Origin of the sequence: Xenorhabdus bovienii SS-2004 (assembly GCF_000027225.1) — a bacterium.
Lineage (GTDB): Bacteria > Pseudomonadota > Gammaproteobacteria > Enterobacterales > Enterobacteriaceae > Xenorhabdus > Xenorhabdus bovienii_C.
On the sequence record NC_013892.1, the window covers coordinates 1,343,854 to 1,363,002 of the forward strand.

Consider the following 19,149-nt stretch of genomic DNA (forward strand, 5'->3'; position numbering starts at 1 on the left):
CACATTGATCTGCACCCCAAAAGTTGGACGCTATACTTCAACTTAAGGGGTGCTTTTTATGAAGAAGAAAAGATATTCTCAGACATTCAAGCTGAAAGTGGTTCTGCACTACTTATCACACCCAGATTGCGGATACAGTCGAACCGCATCACTTTTCGGACTGCATCGTAATTTGGTAAACAAGTGGATTGATATTTATCGCGTTCATGGTGAGCATGGACTGAAAAAATCATTGAACAGGTCTTATTCTTTTGAATTTAAAAAGCATGTCGTACTGACCATCCAACACGAAGGACTTTCATTATCTGAAGCCATGAAACGCTTTAAACTGAAAGATACAGGGATGATATCTCGATGGTTGGCTTTGTACAGAAAAGGGGGCATTGAGCTACTGAAGCCCCGCAAAAGGAGCAGAAAAGCATGTACGCGCAACGCTGCCACCCAATATAAACCGGAGTCCACAAAAAGCGCAAAACCGCCCCCTGAACTTTTGGATGAGTTAGCTTATTTACGGGCGGAGAACGCCTATCTAAAAAAGCTCACCGCCTTAATTGGGAAGGAAGAAAACACATATCAGCAAAAACAAAAATTATCACCGAATTGAGGCAATTTTTCCCGCTGAAAACTTTACTGAAGGTTGCAGAGATATCACGCAGTACATCCTACTACCACCAGAAAAAGACTCAGCAAAAAGATAAATATGCTGATGTAAAAATCCATATCTATGATATTTATCATCAGCATAAAGGTCGGTACGGGTACAGACGGATAACGTTAGCACTGAGAAAACAACAGATTCATTTAAATCATAAATGCGTGCAGCGGTTAATGCAGACGATGGGGCTGAAATCGCGGATAAGGGCTAAAAAATACTATTCATACAAAAGAGAAACCGGCTCTGTTGCGGATAATCTCTTGCACCGTCAATTTGAAGCAGAACAGCCTAATATGAAATGGGTGACAGATGTCACAGAATTTAACCACCGGGGGAAAAGCTGTACCTGTCACCCATGATGGATCTCTTTAATAGAGAAATAGTTGCTTTCCGAACTTCCCGTAAGCCGGTCTTTGATTTGGTTAAAAATATGTTATCTGATGCAATGGAAAAGCTGAAATCACATGAGAAACCCCTGATTCATTCCGACCCGGGTTGGCAGTACCAGATGATTCATTATCAGAACCAAATAACAGAAAACGGGCTCATACAAAGCATGTCTCGCAAAGGTAACTGTTTAGATAATGCCGCTATGGAGAGTTTTTTTGGAATATTGAAATCTGAGTGTTATCACGGAGTGGAATTTAGCTCAATCTATGAGTTGGAAAAGACGATAACCGATTATATTTATTACTATAATCATGACAGAATCAAAATTAAATTGAATGGATTGAGTCCGGTTGAGTACAGAACTCAATCCATTATGGGGATATAATATATGTCTAACTTTTTGGGGTCAGATCAATGTGCCCCTGATTGTTATTTTGGCGCTTTAGGCCAGTCAATGTCAGGTGCTGCTGTGGTGTCCAGTCGTTGCAGTTCAATGCTATACAGCTCCCATGCATCAAACCATTTTTGCTCATCTGGCGTTGCTATTTCCCTGCGGGTGATACGCTCTAGCCGCATAATTTGCGTATCAACCTCATTTAATAGATACAGGCGTTTTGTTGCAGTCTGCACTTGTAATTCCTCTGGCGTGGGAGGTGGCGGGCCTACCAATATGGGCAGACCATTAGCGTCAGCAATAATCCGTTTCCTGTTCGCCTAGCCATTAAATAACTGACGATGTAATTCATCGCTGATCGGTTTCAAATAATCTGGATAGTCACTCGGTTTATCATATGGCCTGTAAAAAAACTGGAGTGGCTGCACTGTAAAAATAATCGCTGTAGATTGGTTTTATTTTATCATGTTTAATGCTGGTATTCATAATTATCTCAATTTAAAGAAATGGTTACCTTCAACAGCTAATTACTTTTGATACTTCACACGGTTATGATTCACAAGCCATGTATGAGGGGCTTGTTGATACATTGGGAGTAGGAACATAGATTAAAAAATGTGAATGATAACTTGAACAATAACATTCCTGTGAGATTTTTGAATCTCAATACGTTAGAATTAGCCCAATAAAATCAGATACTGCCAAGCAGCATAGAAAAACGAGCACTCTCTATGAATATTTTCGACCTAAAATGCAAACTTTTCGGATGGCAAGAAACAAACTTCACTGAATACGAAAAGTCTTATTTTTCTTTTGGTGGTAACTTAGCCACTCATCCTCTCGTATTAAAATTTATCCATGAACGATATAATTTTAAAGAAAAATATTTCATAAATAAAAATAGAAATTCTATTAACACATCAATATGTGTATGGGATAATAAATACTTAGCTAATGATCCTGCTTGTCCTTTATCAAATGAAATAGGTATTGTTGTACCAAATGATGAAATAGTGATACCTTCAAGTGAAAATGCTCGTTTTCTATTACCGATTAAGTCGAAGTTCATCTCACCATTAAATTCAGAAAATATTATTAATTTAACTTTCAAACATAATGCCAAAAGATCATTATGTTTAGCTAAGCCTTTATCAGAAAAATCAAATAAAAAATACAAATATAGACTAAATAGCTTTATGAAATTTGGTGGTGAATTAGTAGATGTTCAAATATTTAGTGCGGATGAATTAACCGATTTTTATTCTCAACTTGTAGAAGAACGATGGGGGACATGTAGTTTTGATAAAGAAATGATAAATGAGTTATTTCATTTAATAAAACCTATGATTTTTGGTAATGTTTTATTTTTTAAAGGCCAACCTTGCGCTTTTCATTTCATTACAAAAACTCAATTCCATCATCACACAAATATTGAATTTATTCAGGCTGGAATGGATAGATCTGCTGAATTAGCTAAGTATTCTATTGGTTCACTACTGATATGGAGTAATATATATAAAGCTGTGAATGAGTTTGATAACGTTAGATTTTCATTTGGTAGACCATCACGAGATTATAAATTAAGATGGAGTAACATTTACCCAATAGGCAGAACGATTACACTGATTTAAAATAATTTACCTTTGATTCCCTAGGTAATTAAATCACCTAGGGGTCATTAGAGGAATATTTTACTTCGCGGATTAAATATATTTATTAATCCAATAATAAATATATTTAGTAATTATTTAAGCTGCTCTCACTATATATAAAAATGCAACGTTACGAGGACGTGTTTCTTTACCACCACTATTACTAACTGGGTATTTTTTTCTGCCGAAATCAGAACCAGTTCCAAAGAAGTCTGCCCATACTGAATTACCTGTTTCGTTCCTTATAGCTTCAAATTCATGATTGTGGGATCTAAACTCATCTGCCTGCCATGATAGTGCCTTACGCCCAGAATCAACATTACGTCCTGCATCCAGACCACGAATAAATTCACCACGTAGATCAGGTAATACACCAGATGGATACGCTAATGCTAATTGAGGACACTTAGCTTTATCAAAACTTTCACCATTACAAATTAAATAACCAGGAGGTGGTGTTTCTTGTGGCCATGGTAAAGGAATGCCAACAGGAATATTATTGGTGCTAGCTATGTCATCAGTTGTCGCTACAACCCCATCTTTTTGAGGGAAACGTAATACCCATTGATTGTTATGATCTTTATTTCGTTGAACGAAATAGATGCCTTTTCCATCTTCAGTTGTTTCTAAAAAGATATAATCTCCAGTATTTTGATGGACATAATTAATTCTCCCATAACCAGCATGTCTAATGGTGTGTTCTAAATAAGAACTTATTGTACCAGGGCAATACATTTCACCACTTTTATTTAAAATCCATTCTCCACCACCATCATAGCCATTATTTATATGTATTCCATCACCACCTTTGTCTTTATATATCCAAGCACGTGTTTGCCCATCATTATCTCTAAGTGAAAAATGCTGTCTTCCATCTCCTTGAGAGATAACAACATTTGAAGCAACTAATTCACCATTAAGTCTTCCACCTGTGATTGGATAAGCATTTTTCGCTAAATTGATGGTTTCTGAGTAATCATGCGCATAAGGCAGCACCGTATCGTCATAATCTTTTCCTAATAGAGGATCATCAATAGCATAAGATTTAACCGTCCATTTAATCTCCCGCTTATCAGAATCACTTACGCCATGCCATATTTCTACTTCATCTTCTTTACGGGAATAATCTAAGTTATTGAAATTACTAGTAACATGATAGGTTAATCCTCCTCGTAAATAACATCCACTATATACACGGCATTCTGTGATATCGCCAGATTTCCAATCATAGTATAGAGGGTACTTACCATCAACAGACCTTGCAATACTCATCATGCCATACTGAATCTTTTTGACGGTATTACGATAACGTTGATTGATCCGTTTTATATTCAGGTACTGAGCATCTCCTCCCCAGAGTGTATCGCTTCCTTCTATTTGTACCTCTAGCCCTGCTAAATGAGTTACATCTTTCCCAAATGGATTTTTATTCTCCCGATTCTCGGCGTAATTACGGTGTATTGTCAGCCATGAATTAGCTCCACGCTCATTAAACGGGAATTTCCACCATACCGGATAATACCGATCACTACTCAAACCCGTTAGATCTATCGTCTGGTTAAAACGGGGCTCTCCCTGAACATCCTCCGCACTCAGGGTCACATCCCCCGTCAATGTCTTCCCATTCACCTTCCTTGAATTGGGCACTGCGTCCTGGGCCTGATTTTTGGTTTCCGCCAAACCGAGGTTTTCTACAAACTTCGGCTTGTTCGGAATATCCGCGCCATTCTGGTTTTTTTCCAGACGAGTATTCGCATTATTATTTGCATTAGCCGCATTCTGGTTTGCAGTATTAGCCAACGCTTTCGCTTCATCAACCCGAGTATCTGTTTCGCCTTTGGAATATGCACCCACATCCCCAGAATTCAGCGCAATATCCGCATTCAGAGCTTTACCATTAACCTTACGCCCCGCTGGAACGCGGCCATCGGCATTATCATTCGCAGCTTTCGCCTGTGCTTTGGCATCATTCACCCGTGCATCGGTTTCAGTTTTGTTATATGCATCTACATCAGAAGCCTTAAGATGGATATCTTCCGACAATGCTTTCCCATTCACCTTGCGACCAGATGGCACGCGACCGTTGGCATTATTATTCGCCGCATTAGCAAAATCATACGCCGCTTTCACCGCTTTCGGTGTTGCCGCATGGGTTTCGCTGTTGTTGTCCACCGCGCTGCTCAGGATCACAAATCCCTTCTCTTTCAGCGTCGCGTCAGGATGATTACGGCTGTTTGAATGCTTCTGAATGGAGTCATCAACATATTCGCGAGTTGCCAGAACCACAGACGGGTCAACTTTCAAGGTCACCGACTCGGTACTACTGACAATCAAAATCATGCGGATGGTCTGGGTACGACCGGAACCTTCCTGTAATTGTGGTTTGTAGCTTTCCGCGCAGTTCCCGACGGCAATCAGAATGCCATCTTTGTCAAACAGACCGATTTCACGGATCCACCAGCCACCTTCACTTTCAGGGATAACCTGTTCAGAGATGATCTGGTTAGTGTTTTTGGGATCGATGCTCAACGTATTGATCGCGGCACGACGCTTTTCATTAATCAGTTTGGTTTGCTTAGTATCTGGTGTCGGCAGGCTGCCACCACCATCACCAACGGCCATATGGGTGATTTCAATTTTTGTACCCAATGCCGCAGCATTCGCCAACTTATCTGCGCCTAGCTGCGTCAGCAGCGCAAAATATTTGGTACTCATGGTCTAATCCTCATGTCATCAATAATATGTATGCCCATACCCACAACGTCTGAGCCGGATACCGTTACTTGTTCTGCGAAATAGGGGTAAACCGTCAGCTCATCACCGCTGTAACTGGCTGCTGAGTAGTAATACTCACCGCGCGTATCCAGATTAATGTCTAACCCAATCAAATGACGGCTGACTGGCTTAGCATCAGAAATCAGTTTTTCCAGTTCTTCGAACATTTCATGGGTGATGCCGTTTTCCAGTACACCAATATCCAGCCGGAAGGTGCCTGGTACATCATTGGTCTGCCACCACTCCTTTACGCGAATGAGATACCCCAGCGGTTCAACGACCCGCCGAATTGCACCAATCGTTCCTTTATGTTTATGCAGGAATAGCGAGCTTTTGATCACTTCTCTTTTGATGCTCTCAGACCAGTGTTCGTCCCAGCGATCCACTGACCACGCCCATGCCAGATAGGGCAACAACGTTGCCGGACAGGTGTCTGGGTTCCACAGTTCACGCAGCGGCACTTTAATCTTCTGCAACTCGGCACAGGCTTTGGCCGCAGCAAGTTCTAGCTGGGTTGAGCCCATCGGCAGAAGGCGATCATTCATCTGAACCTCCCATCATCAGTGTGGTTTTGGTGCAGTAAGACACCTGAGTTTTATCCAGCACCACATCTTTCAGCGGGGCTTTCAGCTCCACACGCTGGATGCCTTCCACATGCAATGCGGCATAAATTGCCGACAAGCGAATGTCACGCCCCAAGCGATGTTGTGCTTCAACGTAGTATTTCAGTTTCTGCTCAGCCGCTTTGCGGATCGGTTCTGATTCCGGTGTCGGGAAGATATACAGCACCGCATCAATTTCATATTCCACAATACTCGCCGATTGGACTTTCAGGCGATCCGCCACCGGACGCACGTTTTCGTCGTTCAGCGCTTTTTCGACTTTATCCAGCAGCTCTTTCGATGCCACGCCTTTATCTTCACGGGACATAATAGTCACGGTGACATTGGCTGGTGACGGGCTGATAGCCGAAGCATCAGCAACCCGACCGTCCGCACTGCGGGCATGGAATTCATAGGAGCCAACTGGCCCAGCCACACTCAAACCTTCAAAAGCCTGCGGGATGCGAACACGGTAGTCGTTGTCAGATTCCATTACCGCCGGTGTCGGTGGTACGGTGGAGTTATCCGCAGGGCTCAAAACCATTCGGACTACGTTATTGTTCACACCCAATTGATCCAGATCTCTGCCTGTCGAATAGGCCACCATCACCGCACGGGCGGCTTCGTTGACACGTTGACGCAAGAGCAATTCGCGATAAACGTTCTCTTCCAGCAATTTGACCAAAGGTTCTGATTCCAGTTGCAGAGTTCGTGCAATCGCATCCTGCTGTTCTTCTGGATAGAGCGAGATCAATCCTTCTTTGCGCTCTTCCAGCAGTTGTTCATAATCTAGTGGTTCCACCACATCCGGTGGTGGCAACTGGCTTAAATCGATTGTTGGCATGACTTACCTCACCGGGAATGGCTCACCGGAATAGAAAGTGAAAATTCTTTGGCGGATTGATGATAAGTTCCCGCAATATCCACCACCATTTCACCGTTCTGCCGGGTCTCCATTGTGATTGACATAAGCATCACACGTGGCTCCCAACGGCTGATGGCGGTATAGCTGGCCGCCATGACCTGAAGCCGGAGCGCCGGGTTCTGTGGCCAATCGATTAGTTCTGGCAGCAACGAACCGTAAGTACGGCGTGCGATGCGGCTACCCACGGAAGTTAATAAAATATCACTGACGGATTGCCGGACGTGAGCCAGATCTGTCAGTTCTCGGCCCGTTTGCCGATTCATTCCCAGATACATCATACGGGGCCTCCTGATGTGTCACCGCCTGACCTGACGCCGGTGTGTTTATGGGAATCCACGACCACGCCGTTGGAACTGAATGTGCCGCCGGTGTGTTCAATATTGCCCGTCATTTTGCCGCCATTGCGCACGATCAAATTCCCCGTGCTCATTAGCTGTGTACAGATGACTTCCGGTGTATCCAGTGTGATTCTGGTACTGGCGACACAGGTGATTTCCGGTGCGGTAATATGGACGGAATCCGAAGCAGTCACTGTCGCGGTTTTGATGCCGATCACAGTCAATGCGCCTGATTGCGGTTCATATTCCATCACTGCACCATCAGGAAACTGGATATGCGTCGCTTCTGATGATGTTGATGGCGCCGGAAACTCATCTGAAAAAATCGCAGGCAATACAAAGGCGGTGGTCAGTTCTCCGCCTATGGACAGTAATAAAACCTGCTCACCGACACTGGGCGCCCACCAAGTGCGGGAGTTTCCCGCCCTGGATGTCAACCAGTTCAGCCAGTTGGTTTCAAGGTTGCCTGTTGCAACCCGGCACATACCCTTTGTGGTGTCCACTTGGGTGATGACGCCGGTTCGGATCAGGTTGCGCATTAAGCGCAGCAGTTCAGTGAGTTGTGTGTTCATGACGTAAGAATGCCATGAAAAAACCGGGTAGACATTAAACGGGGTTTGTAGGAAATGTCATACAAACCCCGTTCAAAAAACACGTAAAATCAATAAAATAAAAGCCTTCTTCCAACGTGAAAAAAGGCTTTTGGGGTCTGCTGAACGATACTTAAGTGAAGGATAATATTTACGGTTTACATTGACGAACGACTTCAAGTACATACTGTTGCAGGTAATCTAATTTGGCCTGATCGCTGATGATTCCGGCTCGGATATCGTAAATAGCACGTCCAGCTTTTGTAGTGAGTTCGACTTGGGTTTCATCGCCCACGCTGCGGGAGCTGGTATCTCGGTTTTGGGTGAGCTGACAGGTAGCAAGGTTGGCGGCGGCGATTTGCACCCGACGATAACCAGCGGCAATGTCAGCACGTAAGGCAGCATTCTCTTCGGTAACATGGGTTAATTTTCCTGAATAGTATTCGTCCAATTGCGCAACTCTGTTCTGCGCATCCTTCATCTGTTGGATTGTGGCTAACGTCTCCGAATGCGCCTTCTGATTGATAGCAACGATTTGAGTAGCATGTTGCTGTTTCAAATCAGTCAATTCACTGAGAAACAGTGAACGGTGTCCCCACCAGCCAAAACATCCCCCAATAACGAGGCTGACGCTGACAAGTAAAGATACTTTCTTCATTTATCCAGCCCCCAACACACCAGTTCAGCTTCTTGATCACGCCGCAGAACCTGACCATAACAGCCATTCGGCTGCCCTTGAGTTTTTCGGCAGTCACGCCCACCATCATAGACCCAGCGTTTGATCTCTGCACACGCACCTTTTTTATCGCCGGCGTTGAGTTTGCGATAAAAAGTGGAGGAAAAGCATTTTCCGGGGCCGATGTTATACGGACAGAAACTGGCAATACCGGCAATTTGCGGGTCAGTCAGCGGAACGCGCACATTCTTTTTCACCCAATCAATCGCCCTGTCGGCTTCGATTCGGTTCAAAACATCACATTGTTCAGGCGCTAGCTTCATTCCTTTATATACCGCTTTGCCATCAATGCGCGTCACGCCGCGACATATTGTCCAGATGCCGCCGCCATCTCGATAGGCAGACAGTCGGTTGCCTTCTTTCTCATCCAAAAATTGAGAAAGAATGACAGAAGAGCTAGCACCACCAATAATAAGGCCAATGATCACTCGGCTGAACCTGGTTTTGATATCCTGCATATCACAGCTCTCTTGGTGCGTGATGTATCAACTCGCTGACTATCTTGGCTGATTTCGACGCAGACTCAATATCCAGGTTTTCCAGGATGTTTTTCAGGATATTTTTCAGAATCAAGGTACGTTTCATCTGCTCCCGACGGTTGAGCTGATAAGTCAGAATACCGAGGGAAATGCTGGCGAATACCCCGAGAAGAAAACTCCACTCATATAAAGAAAGGCCAGAAAAAATGGCAGTAATACTGGCGCAGGCATAAGTTGCGTGACTGTATTTATCCATGCATACCCCTTAATCCCAGAGCTGGATAATCGGCTTAGTGGTCGTGGGCATGAATCCCGGCATTTCAACTTTCGTTCCATGAGGCAATACCGCGCCAAAATCAGCCAGACCAGGGTTGGCCAACAGCACACGTTCCGTCATCCCCAGCGTTCGGCCATAATGACGCCAGCACAGGGCATCAACTGTCTCATTTTGTTGTGCAATAACTTGCATACACTCTCCTTTCCTTTGTAGGAAATAGTAAGTAAATCGGAGAGTTATGATCGAATAATCAGAGAAATACCTCAATGAAGTGGCATTGTTGGGAAAATAGTACAAATGAACATCGACGCGTGTTGTAAATACATACTAAATAGCACGGGGGCAAGAAATTATTTCCTGCCCCCGTGCTACATAATCCATTATAACTTGTCATCCATTGAAGAATATCAATACCCTGTCGGGTTTAATCTGGCAACCAGCTATCATCTTCCCAGACGTTTTGAATAAGTTCCATCATCTGGTCATGCTTACTACTGTCTTTGGTTCCTGTCACTCTTACGGAGCTACTGCTGCTGACTGCAATTCTAAAATGCGTATCGGGATACTGCGGTAAAATTCTTTTTTTTAGTTCACTTTCAAGTGCAGACATCACTGATTCAGAAACATTAGCTCGTTTATCGAAAAGTATCTCCACTTTCATCATTTTCACCTGCAAAATTTATTCGTCTGTTGAACCTGAATTTTTTAATGCTTTCTCGAACAATAAATTGTTTTCTAAGTCATTTCTATGGACGTTAAGTCGGTTTTCATGAGGCGCAGATAGTTCAGCTATCCAGACCAACGCCAGCTCTTTGTCTTCCGCATGATTGCATTCGCAACTTGTTGCCATTCTGGCAATAAAATTAATACGTTGCGCTACCAATGATTCCATAAGAGAGTCCACTGATATACCCGCCTCCATATAAAACTGTATGCATATACAGTACACGTAATGTGTGAAAAATTAAAGAAGTTTTTACCTTTTCTAGTGACTAAATTTGATAATTAATACCTATTACGTGCTGTTTTTGCAGAAATATTTGCCATATTGATTAATTTATCATCCTCATCAATCCTGTAATTTACATACCCCTTCATTGCCCTATCCACTTGTCCATCCGTACAGTTATTGACAGAACTCCAAGAGGGCCATTCAGTGTTTCTTTTATAGACAATCTGTCCTGATGTCGGAGCAGCTTCTGATTTCGGTACAAGAGTCCATTGATGAATACGTGTGCAGATAAATTCCACACATGACAAAAATGGTGATGTCACCCCTTGTATGGTGTAAACATCTTCCCCATAAGGGCTGCCAAACGGGATATGTTTATAAGACAAACGAATAGTCAAATCACAGCGCGCAACCCACGGCCCGCCCTGTGCCTGAATATAAGCGGCCCAATTGCCTTCATCGGCTGCCTGCAAAACCGCATTGACTTTGTTATCCATTAAACGCACTTCCCCGAGACGGCGTAGTTCCCGCCAAACAGAAACAGGCGCTCCCCCAATTTGCTGAAATTGGCGAATGCGCCAGCGACTCGCCCATGCAGTCACCGATTTCGCCATATCGCGCAAAGGTGCGCCGGTTTGATGATCTTTTTCATCTTCCAGCGCATAACCATCAATATTTTTGGATATATACTTAGCGATATAGCCTGTCGCACTCCCTTTATCAGGATCTATGATTCTGTAATCAAAACGCGCTTTTTTGGCATCATCGCTCTGCAATTCAGCTTTCTCTTCCTGGCAAGCGTAATGCTCAAGGATCGCCCTGACCCGCCGCTGATGCTCCGGCAACATAAACAGCAGAATATGCCAATGAGGAGTGCCGTCATGGTGCGGTTCCACCACTCGGAAACCAAATAAATTAATGCCGGCACGGGCGATTGCGGCACGGGATTTTGCCCATATACCACACAGGTAGCGTTGAGTATCGCGAGGCGTCGCACCATTCCACTGTCTGACAAACCCGCCCTGATGCTGAACCGCATGGTATTTTGCCGGCGCCGTGATGGTATAAAATTCACCAACACATCCCATTTTGTCGGCGACATCTTCGAAACCACGCATTCTGACCATCAATTCACAACGTCGGATTGCGGGATTCGCATTACTATGAACCACCGTTTCCGCCAGCGAAATCCGTTCTCCGTTCTCATTTTCCAAATCAAAATGTTTGAAAAACTCACGGTTACGGCGTTTCTGTTCCAACCATTCACGCAAAGCATGGTTCGAAACATAAGGCGATGCGGCTTTTTGTACTTGCCCAACCGCAATTGCCATATGTTCAGACTGGATATCACGTAGACGTTTTAACCGAAAATACCACCAGCGGGCAGACATCATCCGCAACATACCTGCACAAAGTTGATCAACAGATGGTACTTTACGCCCATGATTAAAACGCTGCCAATAAGGAGGATTTGTGCCACATTGTAAAGTCAGCTTCGCCAGTAATTGGTATAACTTAGCGACACGGGGGAACAATTTACTTTCACTGTCCACAGGCGCGGCTTGATATTGTTGAGAAGACTGCAAGGAATAGTGCTCATAGTTGCTCGCAATAAAAACAGATATTTCATGAGCGAGCTTCAAAAGCTGTTTGCGATCGCATGTCACCACCTTTTCCAATTGCTCAATAAAAGGAAAAGGTGTTAGTCCCGATATATGATGAGTGAATGAATATCTTGCCTTAACCAACTGCAACCGTGGCAAGACATTTTGTCCAACTGTTCTTCTCAGAAAGGCGTTCGCATCACGGCGGCCTGAATGGTTAAAGATGCCAACATAACGGCGGCTGAAGTACTTCGCCAGAAAATCCGGCATCTGCCCGATATATTGGTGGCGCCATTGGTGATCTTCCGCGTTGACATCCCATAATAAACGTTCAGCCATTGACACACCCTGCGGTATGCTTGGCTGAAACAGGCCAGACTGCCTGCCTTTGGCAATAGGATAATCACCGTTATGTTCCGTAGTGATAAAACCACTATTCATCAATTCCACCATATTCAGGATGTGCGAGTGCCTGACGTACTCATGCCATTTGTACAAAAAACGTGTTCAAAAAATGTGATTACTTAGATAACTTCAAGTACTTAGGAAACTGACTGACAACAACTTTAATATGATTCATTGCTTTGATCAGAGCCTGTTTTTCCTCTGGGGTAAAATGTTCAAGCTCACTTTCGTGGCGTGCACGCGGAATATTCGCCAAATAAAAAATGGCGGATAACGCCCGCTTGTTCTCTTCGTAATAACTGTCCTTTTTGTCGCGCATGTCAGCAAAAAACCGGTTTAACTCTTTTTCATCGTCACCCCAGTATGTCGCCCTGATCCGCGATAAATGGTTCAATCCTTCCAGCCGTTGGCCAAGGTTAATCTGGGCAAATTTTTCTTTTTCCGTATTCGCCATTTTTTCCCTCACCGTTTTATCCCCAGCACTCTTCCCTGAATCTCGCAAACCATCCCCAAATCGCTGTCAATATCAGGTATAAAGATTGAAATCTGGACGTTCATGATGCAATATCTCTCAATGGTTTTCAGCTTAACCAATTCGGACTCACAAATGATCTCATTTAGAGAACTTTTGTGGGATACTAATACCCCTTATCTGTACTGTCAATGAAAAATACCAATATTGAGATAAAAATGGGGGCTGATAGTGGGGGAAGACCCGCTATTGAGCGTCTTGTCCGCGCGTATGGATTTAAATCACGCCAAGCCCTGAGTGACCATTTGGGCGTTTCCAAAAGCACAATGGCAAACCGCTATCTTCGTGATAGCTTTCCAGCGGATTGGATCATCCAGTGTAATCTCGAAACTGGCGCTTCACTGCTGTGGTTAAGCACAGGTCAGGGAGAAATGTTTTCGGATGGAGAGAGTGGTAAAACAGAACGGCTGGAAGATATCATCGCGCCATCAATTCCTCGTATAAAGTTATCGGGAGGTAAACTGAACGAGGCTAATCCAGTGATCCTGGACAGCGAATTGATTTCCAAAGAGCTTAACAACCCGTTGGTTGTTGATGATGGCGTGACATGGTATCTGCTTGATGCTCAGGGAGACAATATTCAGGATGGCTTATGGCTGGTGGATATCGAAGGTATGCACAGTATTAAAAGGATCGCCAAAATTCCTGTCAGTAAAATCCGTGTCAGCGATGATGACGTCACTTTTGACTGTTCAGTCAGCGACATTCAATTCATCGGCCGCGTGGTTCTGGTGATATCCAGACAATAACTATCTGGGTAACAACATGGTTTCCATCAAGGTTATCCTGCCTGTCGGGATAACCTTGATAATGTTTACTCTATCATGCCATCAACTTGAACGCCGGATCCGATACAGAACATGTTCTCTCAATCGGTGACCTTCCGGCACCAAAGGATGTAGAAATGTTTTTTCATCTCTGATCATGCCCAGTTTTTTCATCACACTTTCTGAGCGGTAATTAAGTACGGAAGTGAATGCCACAACTTCGTCCAACCCCGCGTCTGTAAACGCGAAATCAAAAATCCTGCGAGCCGCTTCACATGTATAACCTTTGCCCCAAAAAGGTTTATCAAGCCGCCAGCCAATTTCGACACAGGGATAACAGGGTGACTCTTCACTGGGAATATTTAGCCCAATCATGCCGATGAATGCACCATCCTGTTTTCGCTCAACTGCCCATAATCCCCAGCCACCCTGCGTTTCAAACTTACGGATCAAATTATCAACAAGAATATTATTTTGCTCTTCATTCAGTGTATTAAAGAAAAATTCCATCACTTCAGGATCGCTATTTAAGCGAAAGAAAGGCTCACGATCTTCTTCTTTCCAGCCACGGAGTAGCAATCTTTCTGTTTCCAGTTTGATAATCATAACGCCTCCTTAAAGACTCAGGATAAAAATCATTCAGCCGTCAAAATAAAAACCGCCGGAAAATGATACACATTTTCCGGCGGCTATGGCATGGATTTTTATTATCCAATATTAAGCACTATTTTTGGCTTTCGCTTTATCTGCCGGATTCTCTTTGATGGAAACAACCCGCTCAATATCCGGCTTTTTCTTGTTTTCGACCTGTTCAGACTGACCGACAAATAAACCGCCACGCCGGATTGACATACTTCCACAACGGCTGATACCACGTAGTTCGCCGTGCTCCAGGATATCCAGCGTTTCCGCACAGCACGTACCGTCAACATGGCCATCAATAATAATTTCTGGCGCATTAAGCTCACCTTCAACTTTTCCGGCATGCATGACACGAATAGCACCACCTTTTACGCGAATATTACCAACGACTTTTCCCCAGACCTGAATATCGCCTTCCATCTCAATATCGCCTTTAAATACCGAATTTTTCGCAATAATCGTATTGGAACGCGTTTCAACACTGAGGTTTTTTTTATCTTCAGGCTGTGTAGAAATGATTGGCGTAACAGGATTGGCAACTGGTGCCTCAGTTTTTTTTCCAAACATAGCATTTATTCTCAGTTTCATATTTGTAAAGTAAAGTACCAAGGCTAGAAAAGATATAATTGCTGTTATGGCACAACCGAGATGAGCGCCATACAAATATAGCCCTAAGGCACCCCCCCAAAGGAGCCATACACTGTATAAAAAAGCGTTATCTGAAAAACGATACCTTTCCATATCTTTCTCGTTCTTGTAGTTTTTTCTTATATTTCATCAGCAACTATATCTATATCTATGCATATGCCTTAGCAGGTAACGAGGAAAGGCTGTGAAAATTCATCCTGGCATTATACAAGTATAAAAAACAATCTACTCAGCTATAACCGAGGCATTTATAGCGCTATTACACGGATAACGTTACTACTTAAGTTTAACGTTCTGAATTTTCGTTTAATTATCCCATATTCCCAGAATAAAAAATCCATCTTTATAGATTTAACTTATTATTTTGAATAAAAAAACAGATAAATTAATAATATTGCAACAATATAAACAAAATACTAATAATTTAATATCATGTCTGGTATGTGGAAAACATTTCAGATCAGTTGACTGATATGATTAACAATATGGCAACCGAAATTAAATATCACGATTCAAACTCTGTAATTATATCCCCCCCCATAAAAGCTAAGGATAACAATCTGATATAAATTATTGACTTTCGTCATGAGAGGTTTTTTAAGCGATAAAGGAGGACAAAAACACGAGTGATTTTAAAAAAATGACGAAACAGTGTTTTAATGTTAACTTATAAAAATAATCGAAACATAAAAATCAGATCACGTTCGCTTATATATTAAAAATCCGCATGCTCAATTTTGTTAACTTTCTTTTCAATGCCACCGTGCAATTGGCTGGCTAAATTTAAAAATAATCTATCTATATCACTCGCTTACTCTATTTACTTGTTATACAAATAGTGGGAGTCTATTTACCTGCCCAATAGAGCAAATAATTTATAATTAATTTTTAAAATCAAATAATTACACATATTAACTGACATATTTTTGATGATAAAAATTGTCATTTAGTATGGTTAAATAGGATTAAAAGTATAAAACCACCTAAATGACAGTAATGAACAGCTCTCCAGCAAGTGAATTATAAAAGCATTAAAGACCATGAGATAAAAAATAAACAAGTCATAAATAAACTTGCTTTAATACCTTTAAAAAACATAAAAATAAATTTATAGCGCAAATTTTAACACTGAAACCTAACACAAATATTAATTTAGAGATATAATACAAAAAGTGATTTAATTGATGTTATACATGCTATTTCGATATCTATCAATACTGTTTCACTTCGCACTCAATGCTATCAGCATAATTCGAGAGCCAAATGAAAGGCTTTTCCAACATCTATTAATTAATAAAATAAATAAATACACCATGCACTCATCACAAAAAATGATTACTCATGATACGGAAGATTAGGAGTATTACATGAAAAGGACGACAGGCTTAAACCAGAAGAGTATTTGTACTCATCTATTGACCATACCTGATTTCAATACCCTCGAACATAAACAAAGAGGGCTGTATGTTTTACTCGATGGAGAAATGATATGGAAAGATTGCACCAATACTTACTATATCACATCGAATGAAATCCTTTTTACCCATCCGGGGAGCTACGTAGCCAAAACCAATACAGAAAACTGTCAGGTATTATGGCTACCCTTACAAATGGAGTTTCTGCGCAGTTTTTTAAAACGTTTCGGATCGTTACTGAGTAAAATTGAACGACATAATTTTCCGGCCCGTAGGCTTATTCCCTTCAGTCAGTTCCCCCTATTGACGGAAAGTATCCGTGGGCTGGCCAATCTGCTGGCTCATGATTACCCTCCTGCCCTGATTCAGCTCAGGGTTGAAGAATTACTATTATTGCTTTCTCTTAGCAAACAGGGCGCATTACTGATGTCGGTATTGCGACAGTTGAGTAACCGTCAGGTAGAACGCCTGCAAACATTTATGGACGCACATTATCTCAAGGAATGGCGGCTCAATGACTTTGCCCGCGAGTTCGGTATGGGATTAACTTCATTCAAGGAACTTTTTAACAGCGTCTATGGTACATCGCCACGCGCCTGGATCAGTGAACAGCGTATTCTTTATGCGCATCAATTGATACTGAACAGTGAAATGAGCATCGCCGATATCTCATTGGAATCTGGTTTTTCCAGCCAGTCCTATTTTACCCAAAGTTATCGTCGGCGTTTTGGTTGTACCCCCAATCGCGCCAGATATGGTAAAGATTAGTCACTCACATAACTATTTATCGTTTGTTGAGTAACAATAATTATTATTAATCAAGGCTTTCCAGGTTTATGTAAAGATATTTTAGATCAAACTGAAAAGCCGTAAGTCCCTCATCCAACTGGAAAAATCTGCGTTTTTCTATTTGTTCGATCAAATATGATCGTTTTTATCGATCAATTTCCTTTGATCGATCTGTGCAATCCATTGGACGGCAGTATTTTATCTCACATATAGTCGATGTGACCCATCACCGCTAAGTTACACTAGGGTTTTATGCTTCACCGTATCCTTTGGCCTGTCTATGCAGGCCTTTTTTTTTGACTTTTATATTTTCAAACCGTGATATTACATATATAAATTTATTTACTATAGGTATAGTCAATATAATACATTAATCAGTCAGCGGAAGGTGATATTGAATCTTCAGAATATCCTGTTCATCAAATTGAATGTTCGTTTTCTCGCCTGTATCACTCAAGATTTTTTCTGCAATCATCTTGGTTAAAGGTAAAATAATATTAAAATGATCCCCGCCTTGAATAGCGTAGATATGCAATGGTATACCTTTATCCTCTACAATTTGTTTTATTTCATCAAATTCATCCCAATAACTTTTCTCTCCTTCAAAATAGAAAGTGGGGGATTTGATAGAACTCAGAAAAGTACGTGGAGAACGAAGTTCAAATTCCTCTGGATTATTTTGGTCAAATGGTACAGCCACCGGAACTGACCCATATTCTAGACGTAAACGCAAATCAGGAATTCCCCCCAATGAGAAAACAGCCCTGAATCCTTTGCTATACTCGCTGGCCAATAATGCCCGAGTTCCACCCGTACTGTGTCCCGCCAAATAAATACGATTTTGATCGACATACGGCAACTTCGCAAGATATTGTCTGGCTGATTCTATATCACGTAATTCACCGTAAAACATCTCATAGCGCCCAGGATTAACATTTTCACCACGAAAACTGGGTATCATCAATACCAACCCATCACGCCGGAATGCAGAGGCTGATTGATCATTATCCTCGGGCTGTTCAGACCAGAAAAAATCACTATTGCCAATACCACCGTATCCCCCTATCAACCAAATCACTGCGGGATATTTTTTGTCATTATTTAACGGTGGAGCACTGAGAAACGCAGCCATATCACCATCATCAGCAGGATAATACACCAATGAAAAGATATCCTTTGGTGGAGTAGCGGGTTTTCCATCTCCGATAAAACTTTCATCAACAATATTGGTTTTAAATTTAGTATGAGCCTCTGCATAATTATCTTTACGTAACTTAAAACTGTAATTCTCTTCATCACACGCAATAAGCAAAAAAACAGAGATAATAGGCAGTATTTTAATCCAACGACAAAATTTCTTCATAAGTGTTACCTTAATATATAATTCCGTATCCTTAGCAGGATATTGAGTACTTTATCTCTCTTTTTATCACGTTCCCTTCATCTTTAAAACATCTACATTGATTAAATATATATAAATGATAAACCTGCTATTTAATTGAATTATTGCACTATATCATTCTTTTCTATGAAAAATAAACCAATTGTATTATTAATGAATATAATGTCAATCCTGTGTCAT

20 protein-coding genes and 2 pseudogenes are annotated in these 19,149 nt (G+C 42.0%); 4 read left to right on the top strand and 18 right to left on the bottom strand.

Annotated features, from left to right (window positions below; all coding sequences use genetic code 11):
* Positions 1-58 precede the first annotated feature (58 nt).
* A pseudogene (locus XBJ1_RS20635) lies at positions 59-1,430 on the top strand (IS3 family transposase).
* 44 nt (positions 1,431-1,474) lie between these two features.
* On the opposite strand, the gene XBJ1_RS05930 reads toward XBJ1_RS20635, so the two are convergent.
* Positions 1,475-1,744: a tail fiber assembly protein gene (locus XBJ1_RS05930; protein WP_080515950.1), complete on the bottom strand. Its 270-nt coding sequence runs from the start codon at positions 1,742-1,744 to the stop codon at positions 1,475-1,477.
* Between the two features lie 426 nt (positions 1,745-2,170).
* Between XBJ1_RS05930 and XBJ1_RS05935 the strand changes: the two genes are divergently transcribed.
* Positions 2,171-3,070: a GNAT family N-acetyltransferase gene (locus tag XBJ1_RS05935; RefSeq protein WP_012987913.1), complete on the top strand. Its 900-nt coding sequence runs from the start codon at positions 2,171-2,173 to the stop codon at positions 3,068-3,070.
* Positions 3,071-3,187: 117 nt separating this feature from the next.
* Here the strand turns inward: XBJ1_RS05935 and XBJ1_RS22940 are convergent, their stop codons facing one another.
* The 14 genes and pseudogenes from XBJ1_RS22940 to XBJ1_RS06000 form a co-directional block, all read right to left on the bottom strand.
* Positions 3,188-4,366, bottom strand: coding sequence for a tail fiber protein (locus tag XBJ1_RS22940; RefSeq protein WP_430515365.1), 1,179 nt, complete (start codon positions 4,364-4,366; stop codon positions 3,188-3,190).
* Positions 4,367-5,194: 828 nt separating this feature from the next.
* Positions 5,195-5,806: pseudogene (locus XBJ1_RS22945) on the bottom strand (phage tail protein); the annotation flags it as partial.
* Positions 5,803-6,411 carry a phage tail protein I gene (locus tag XBJ1_RS05945; protein WP_012987915.1) on the bottom strand — a complete coding sequence of 203 codons (609 nt, stop codon included), beginning with the start codon at positions 6,409-6,411 and terminating at the stop codon, positions 5,803-5,805. The pseudogene XBJ1_RS22945 and the gene XBJ1_RS05945, both read right to left, overlap by 4 nt.
* Positions 6,404-7,312, bottom strand: a complete 909-nt coding sequence (locus XBJ1_RS05950) for a baseplate assembly protein (protein ID WP_012987916.1) — start codon at positions 7,310-7,312, stop codon at positions 6,404-6,406. The genes XBJ1_RS05945 and XBJ1_RS05950 overlap by 8 nt, the downstream gene beginning before the upstream one ends.
* An 8-nt stretch (positions 7,313-7,320) precedes the next feature.
* Complete coding sequence (locus tag XBJ1_RS05955) at positions 7,321-7,671, bottom strand: GPW/gp25 family protein (protein ID WP_038198539.1); 351 nt, start codon at positions 7,669-7,671, stop codon at positions 7,321-7,323.
* The gene (locus tag XBJ1_RS05960; RefSeq protein WP_012987918.1) at positions 7,668-8,303 is read right to left on the bottom strand and encodes a phage baseplate assembly protein V; all 636 of its coding nucleotides are present in this window, start codon (positions 8,301-8,303) and stop codon (positions 7,668-7,670) included. Before XBJ1_RS05960 ends, XBJ1_RS05955 begins: the two co-directional genes overlap by 4 nt.
* 169 nt (positions 8,304-8,472) lie before the next feature.
* On the bottom strand, positions 8,473-8,979 hold the full coding sequence (locus tag XBJ1_RS05965) for a lysis system i-spanin subunit Rz (RefSeq protein WP_012987919.1): 507 nt from the start codon (positions 8,977-8,979) through the stop codon (positions 8,473-8,475).
* A complete protein-coding gene (locus XBJ1_RS05970; RefSeq protein WP_012987920.1) occupies positions 8,976-9,515 on the bottom strand; it encodes a lysozyme in 540 nt (179 codons plus the stop codon). Before XBJ1_RS05970 ends, XBJ1_RS05965 begins: the two co-directional genes overlap by 4 nt.
* 1 nt (position 9,516) lies before the next feature.
* On the bottom strand, positions 9,517-9,792 hold the full coding sequence (locus tag XBJ1_RS05975; RefSeq protein WP_012987921.1) for a hypothetical protein: 276 nt from the start codon (positions 9,790-9,792) through the stop codon (positions 9,517-9,519).
* Positions 9,793-9,801: 9 nt separating this feature from the next.
* Positions 9,802-10,005, bottom strand: a complete 204-nt coding sequence (locus tag XBJ1_RS05980) for a tail protein X (RefSeq protein WP_012987922.1) — start codon at positions 10,003-10,005, stop codon at positions 9,802-9,804.
* A 232-nt stretch (positions 10,006-10,237) separates the two neighbouring features.
* Positions 10,238-10,477, bottom strand: a complete 240-nt coding sequence (locus tag XBJ1_RS05985) for a DinI-like family protein (RefSeq protein ID WP_232503307.1) — start codon at positions 10,475-10,477, stop codon at positions 10,238-10,240.
* A 15-nt stretch (positions 10,478-10,492) separates the two neighbouring features.
* Positions 10,493-10,705, bottom strand: coding sequence for a hypothetical protein (locus XBJ1_RS05990; RefSeq protein ID WP_012987925.1), 213 nt, complete (start codon positions 10,703-10,705; stop codon positions 10,493-10,495).
* Positions 10,706-10,818: 113 nt separating this feature from the next.
* Complete coding sequence (locus XBJ1_RS05995; protein ID WP_012987926.1) at positions 10,819-12,810, bottom strand: replication endonuclease; 1,992 nt, start codon at positions 12,808-12,810, stop codon at positions 10,819-10,821.
* 79 nt (positions 12,811-12,889) lie between these two features.
* On the bottom strand, positions 12,890-13,228 hold the full coding sequence (locus XBJ1_RS06000; protein ID WP_012987927.1) for a DUF5347 family protein: 339 nt from the start codon (positions 13,226-13,228) through the stop codon (positions 12,890-12,892).
* A 209-nt stretch (positions 13,229-13,437) separates the two neighbouring features.
* On the opposite strand from XBJ1_RS06000, the gene XBJ1_RS06005 reads away from it, so the two are divergent.
* A complete protein-coding gene (locus tag XBJ1_RS06005) occupies positions 13,438-14,055 on the top strand; it encodes a phage repressor protein CI (protein WP_038185746.1) in 618 nt (205 codons plus the stop codon).
* A gap of 81 nt (positions 14,056-14,136) precedes the next feature.
* Here the strand turns inward: XBJ1_RS06005 and XBJ1_RS06010 are convergent, their stop codons facing one another.
* Both XBJ1_RS06010 and XBJ1_RS06015 read right to left on the bottom strand, forming a co-directional pair.
* Entirely contained in the window at positions 14,137-14,679 is a 543-nt protein-coding gene (locus tag XBJ1_RS06010; RefSeq protein ID WP_012987929.1) for a GNAT family N-acetyltransferase, read from the bottom strand.
* A gap of 111 nt (positions 14,680-14,790) precedes the next feature.
* Positions 14,791-15,282: a bactofilin family protein gene (locus XBJ1_RS06015; RefSeq protein ID WP_012987930.1), complete on the bottom strand. Its 492-nt coding sequence runs from the start codon at positions 15,280-15,282 to the stop codon at positions 14,791-14,793.
* A 1,448-nt stretch (positions 15,283-16,730) separates the two neighbouring features.
* On the opposite strand from XBJ1_RS06015, the gene XBJ1_RS06020 reads away from it, so the two are divergent.
* Positions 16,731-17,546 carry a helix-turn-helix transcriptional regulator gene (locus XBJ1_RS06020; protein WP_012987932.1) on the top strand — a complete coding sequence of 272 codons (816 nt, stop codon included), beginning with the start codon at positions 16,731-16,733 and terminating at the stop codon, positions 17,544-17,546.
* A 391-nt stretch (positions 17,547-17,937) separates the two neighbouring features.
* On the opposite strand, the gene XBJ1_RS06025 is transcribed toward XBJ1_RS06020, so the two are convergent.
* Positions 17,938-18,930, bottom strand: a complete 993-nt coding sequence (locus XBJ1_RS06025; RefSeq protein WP_012987933.1) for an alpha/beta hydrolase family protein — start codon at positions 18,928-18,930, stop codon at positions 17,938-17,940.
* Positions 18,931-19,149 lie beyond the last annotated feature (219 nt).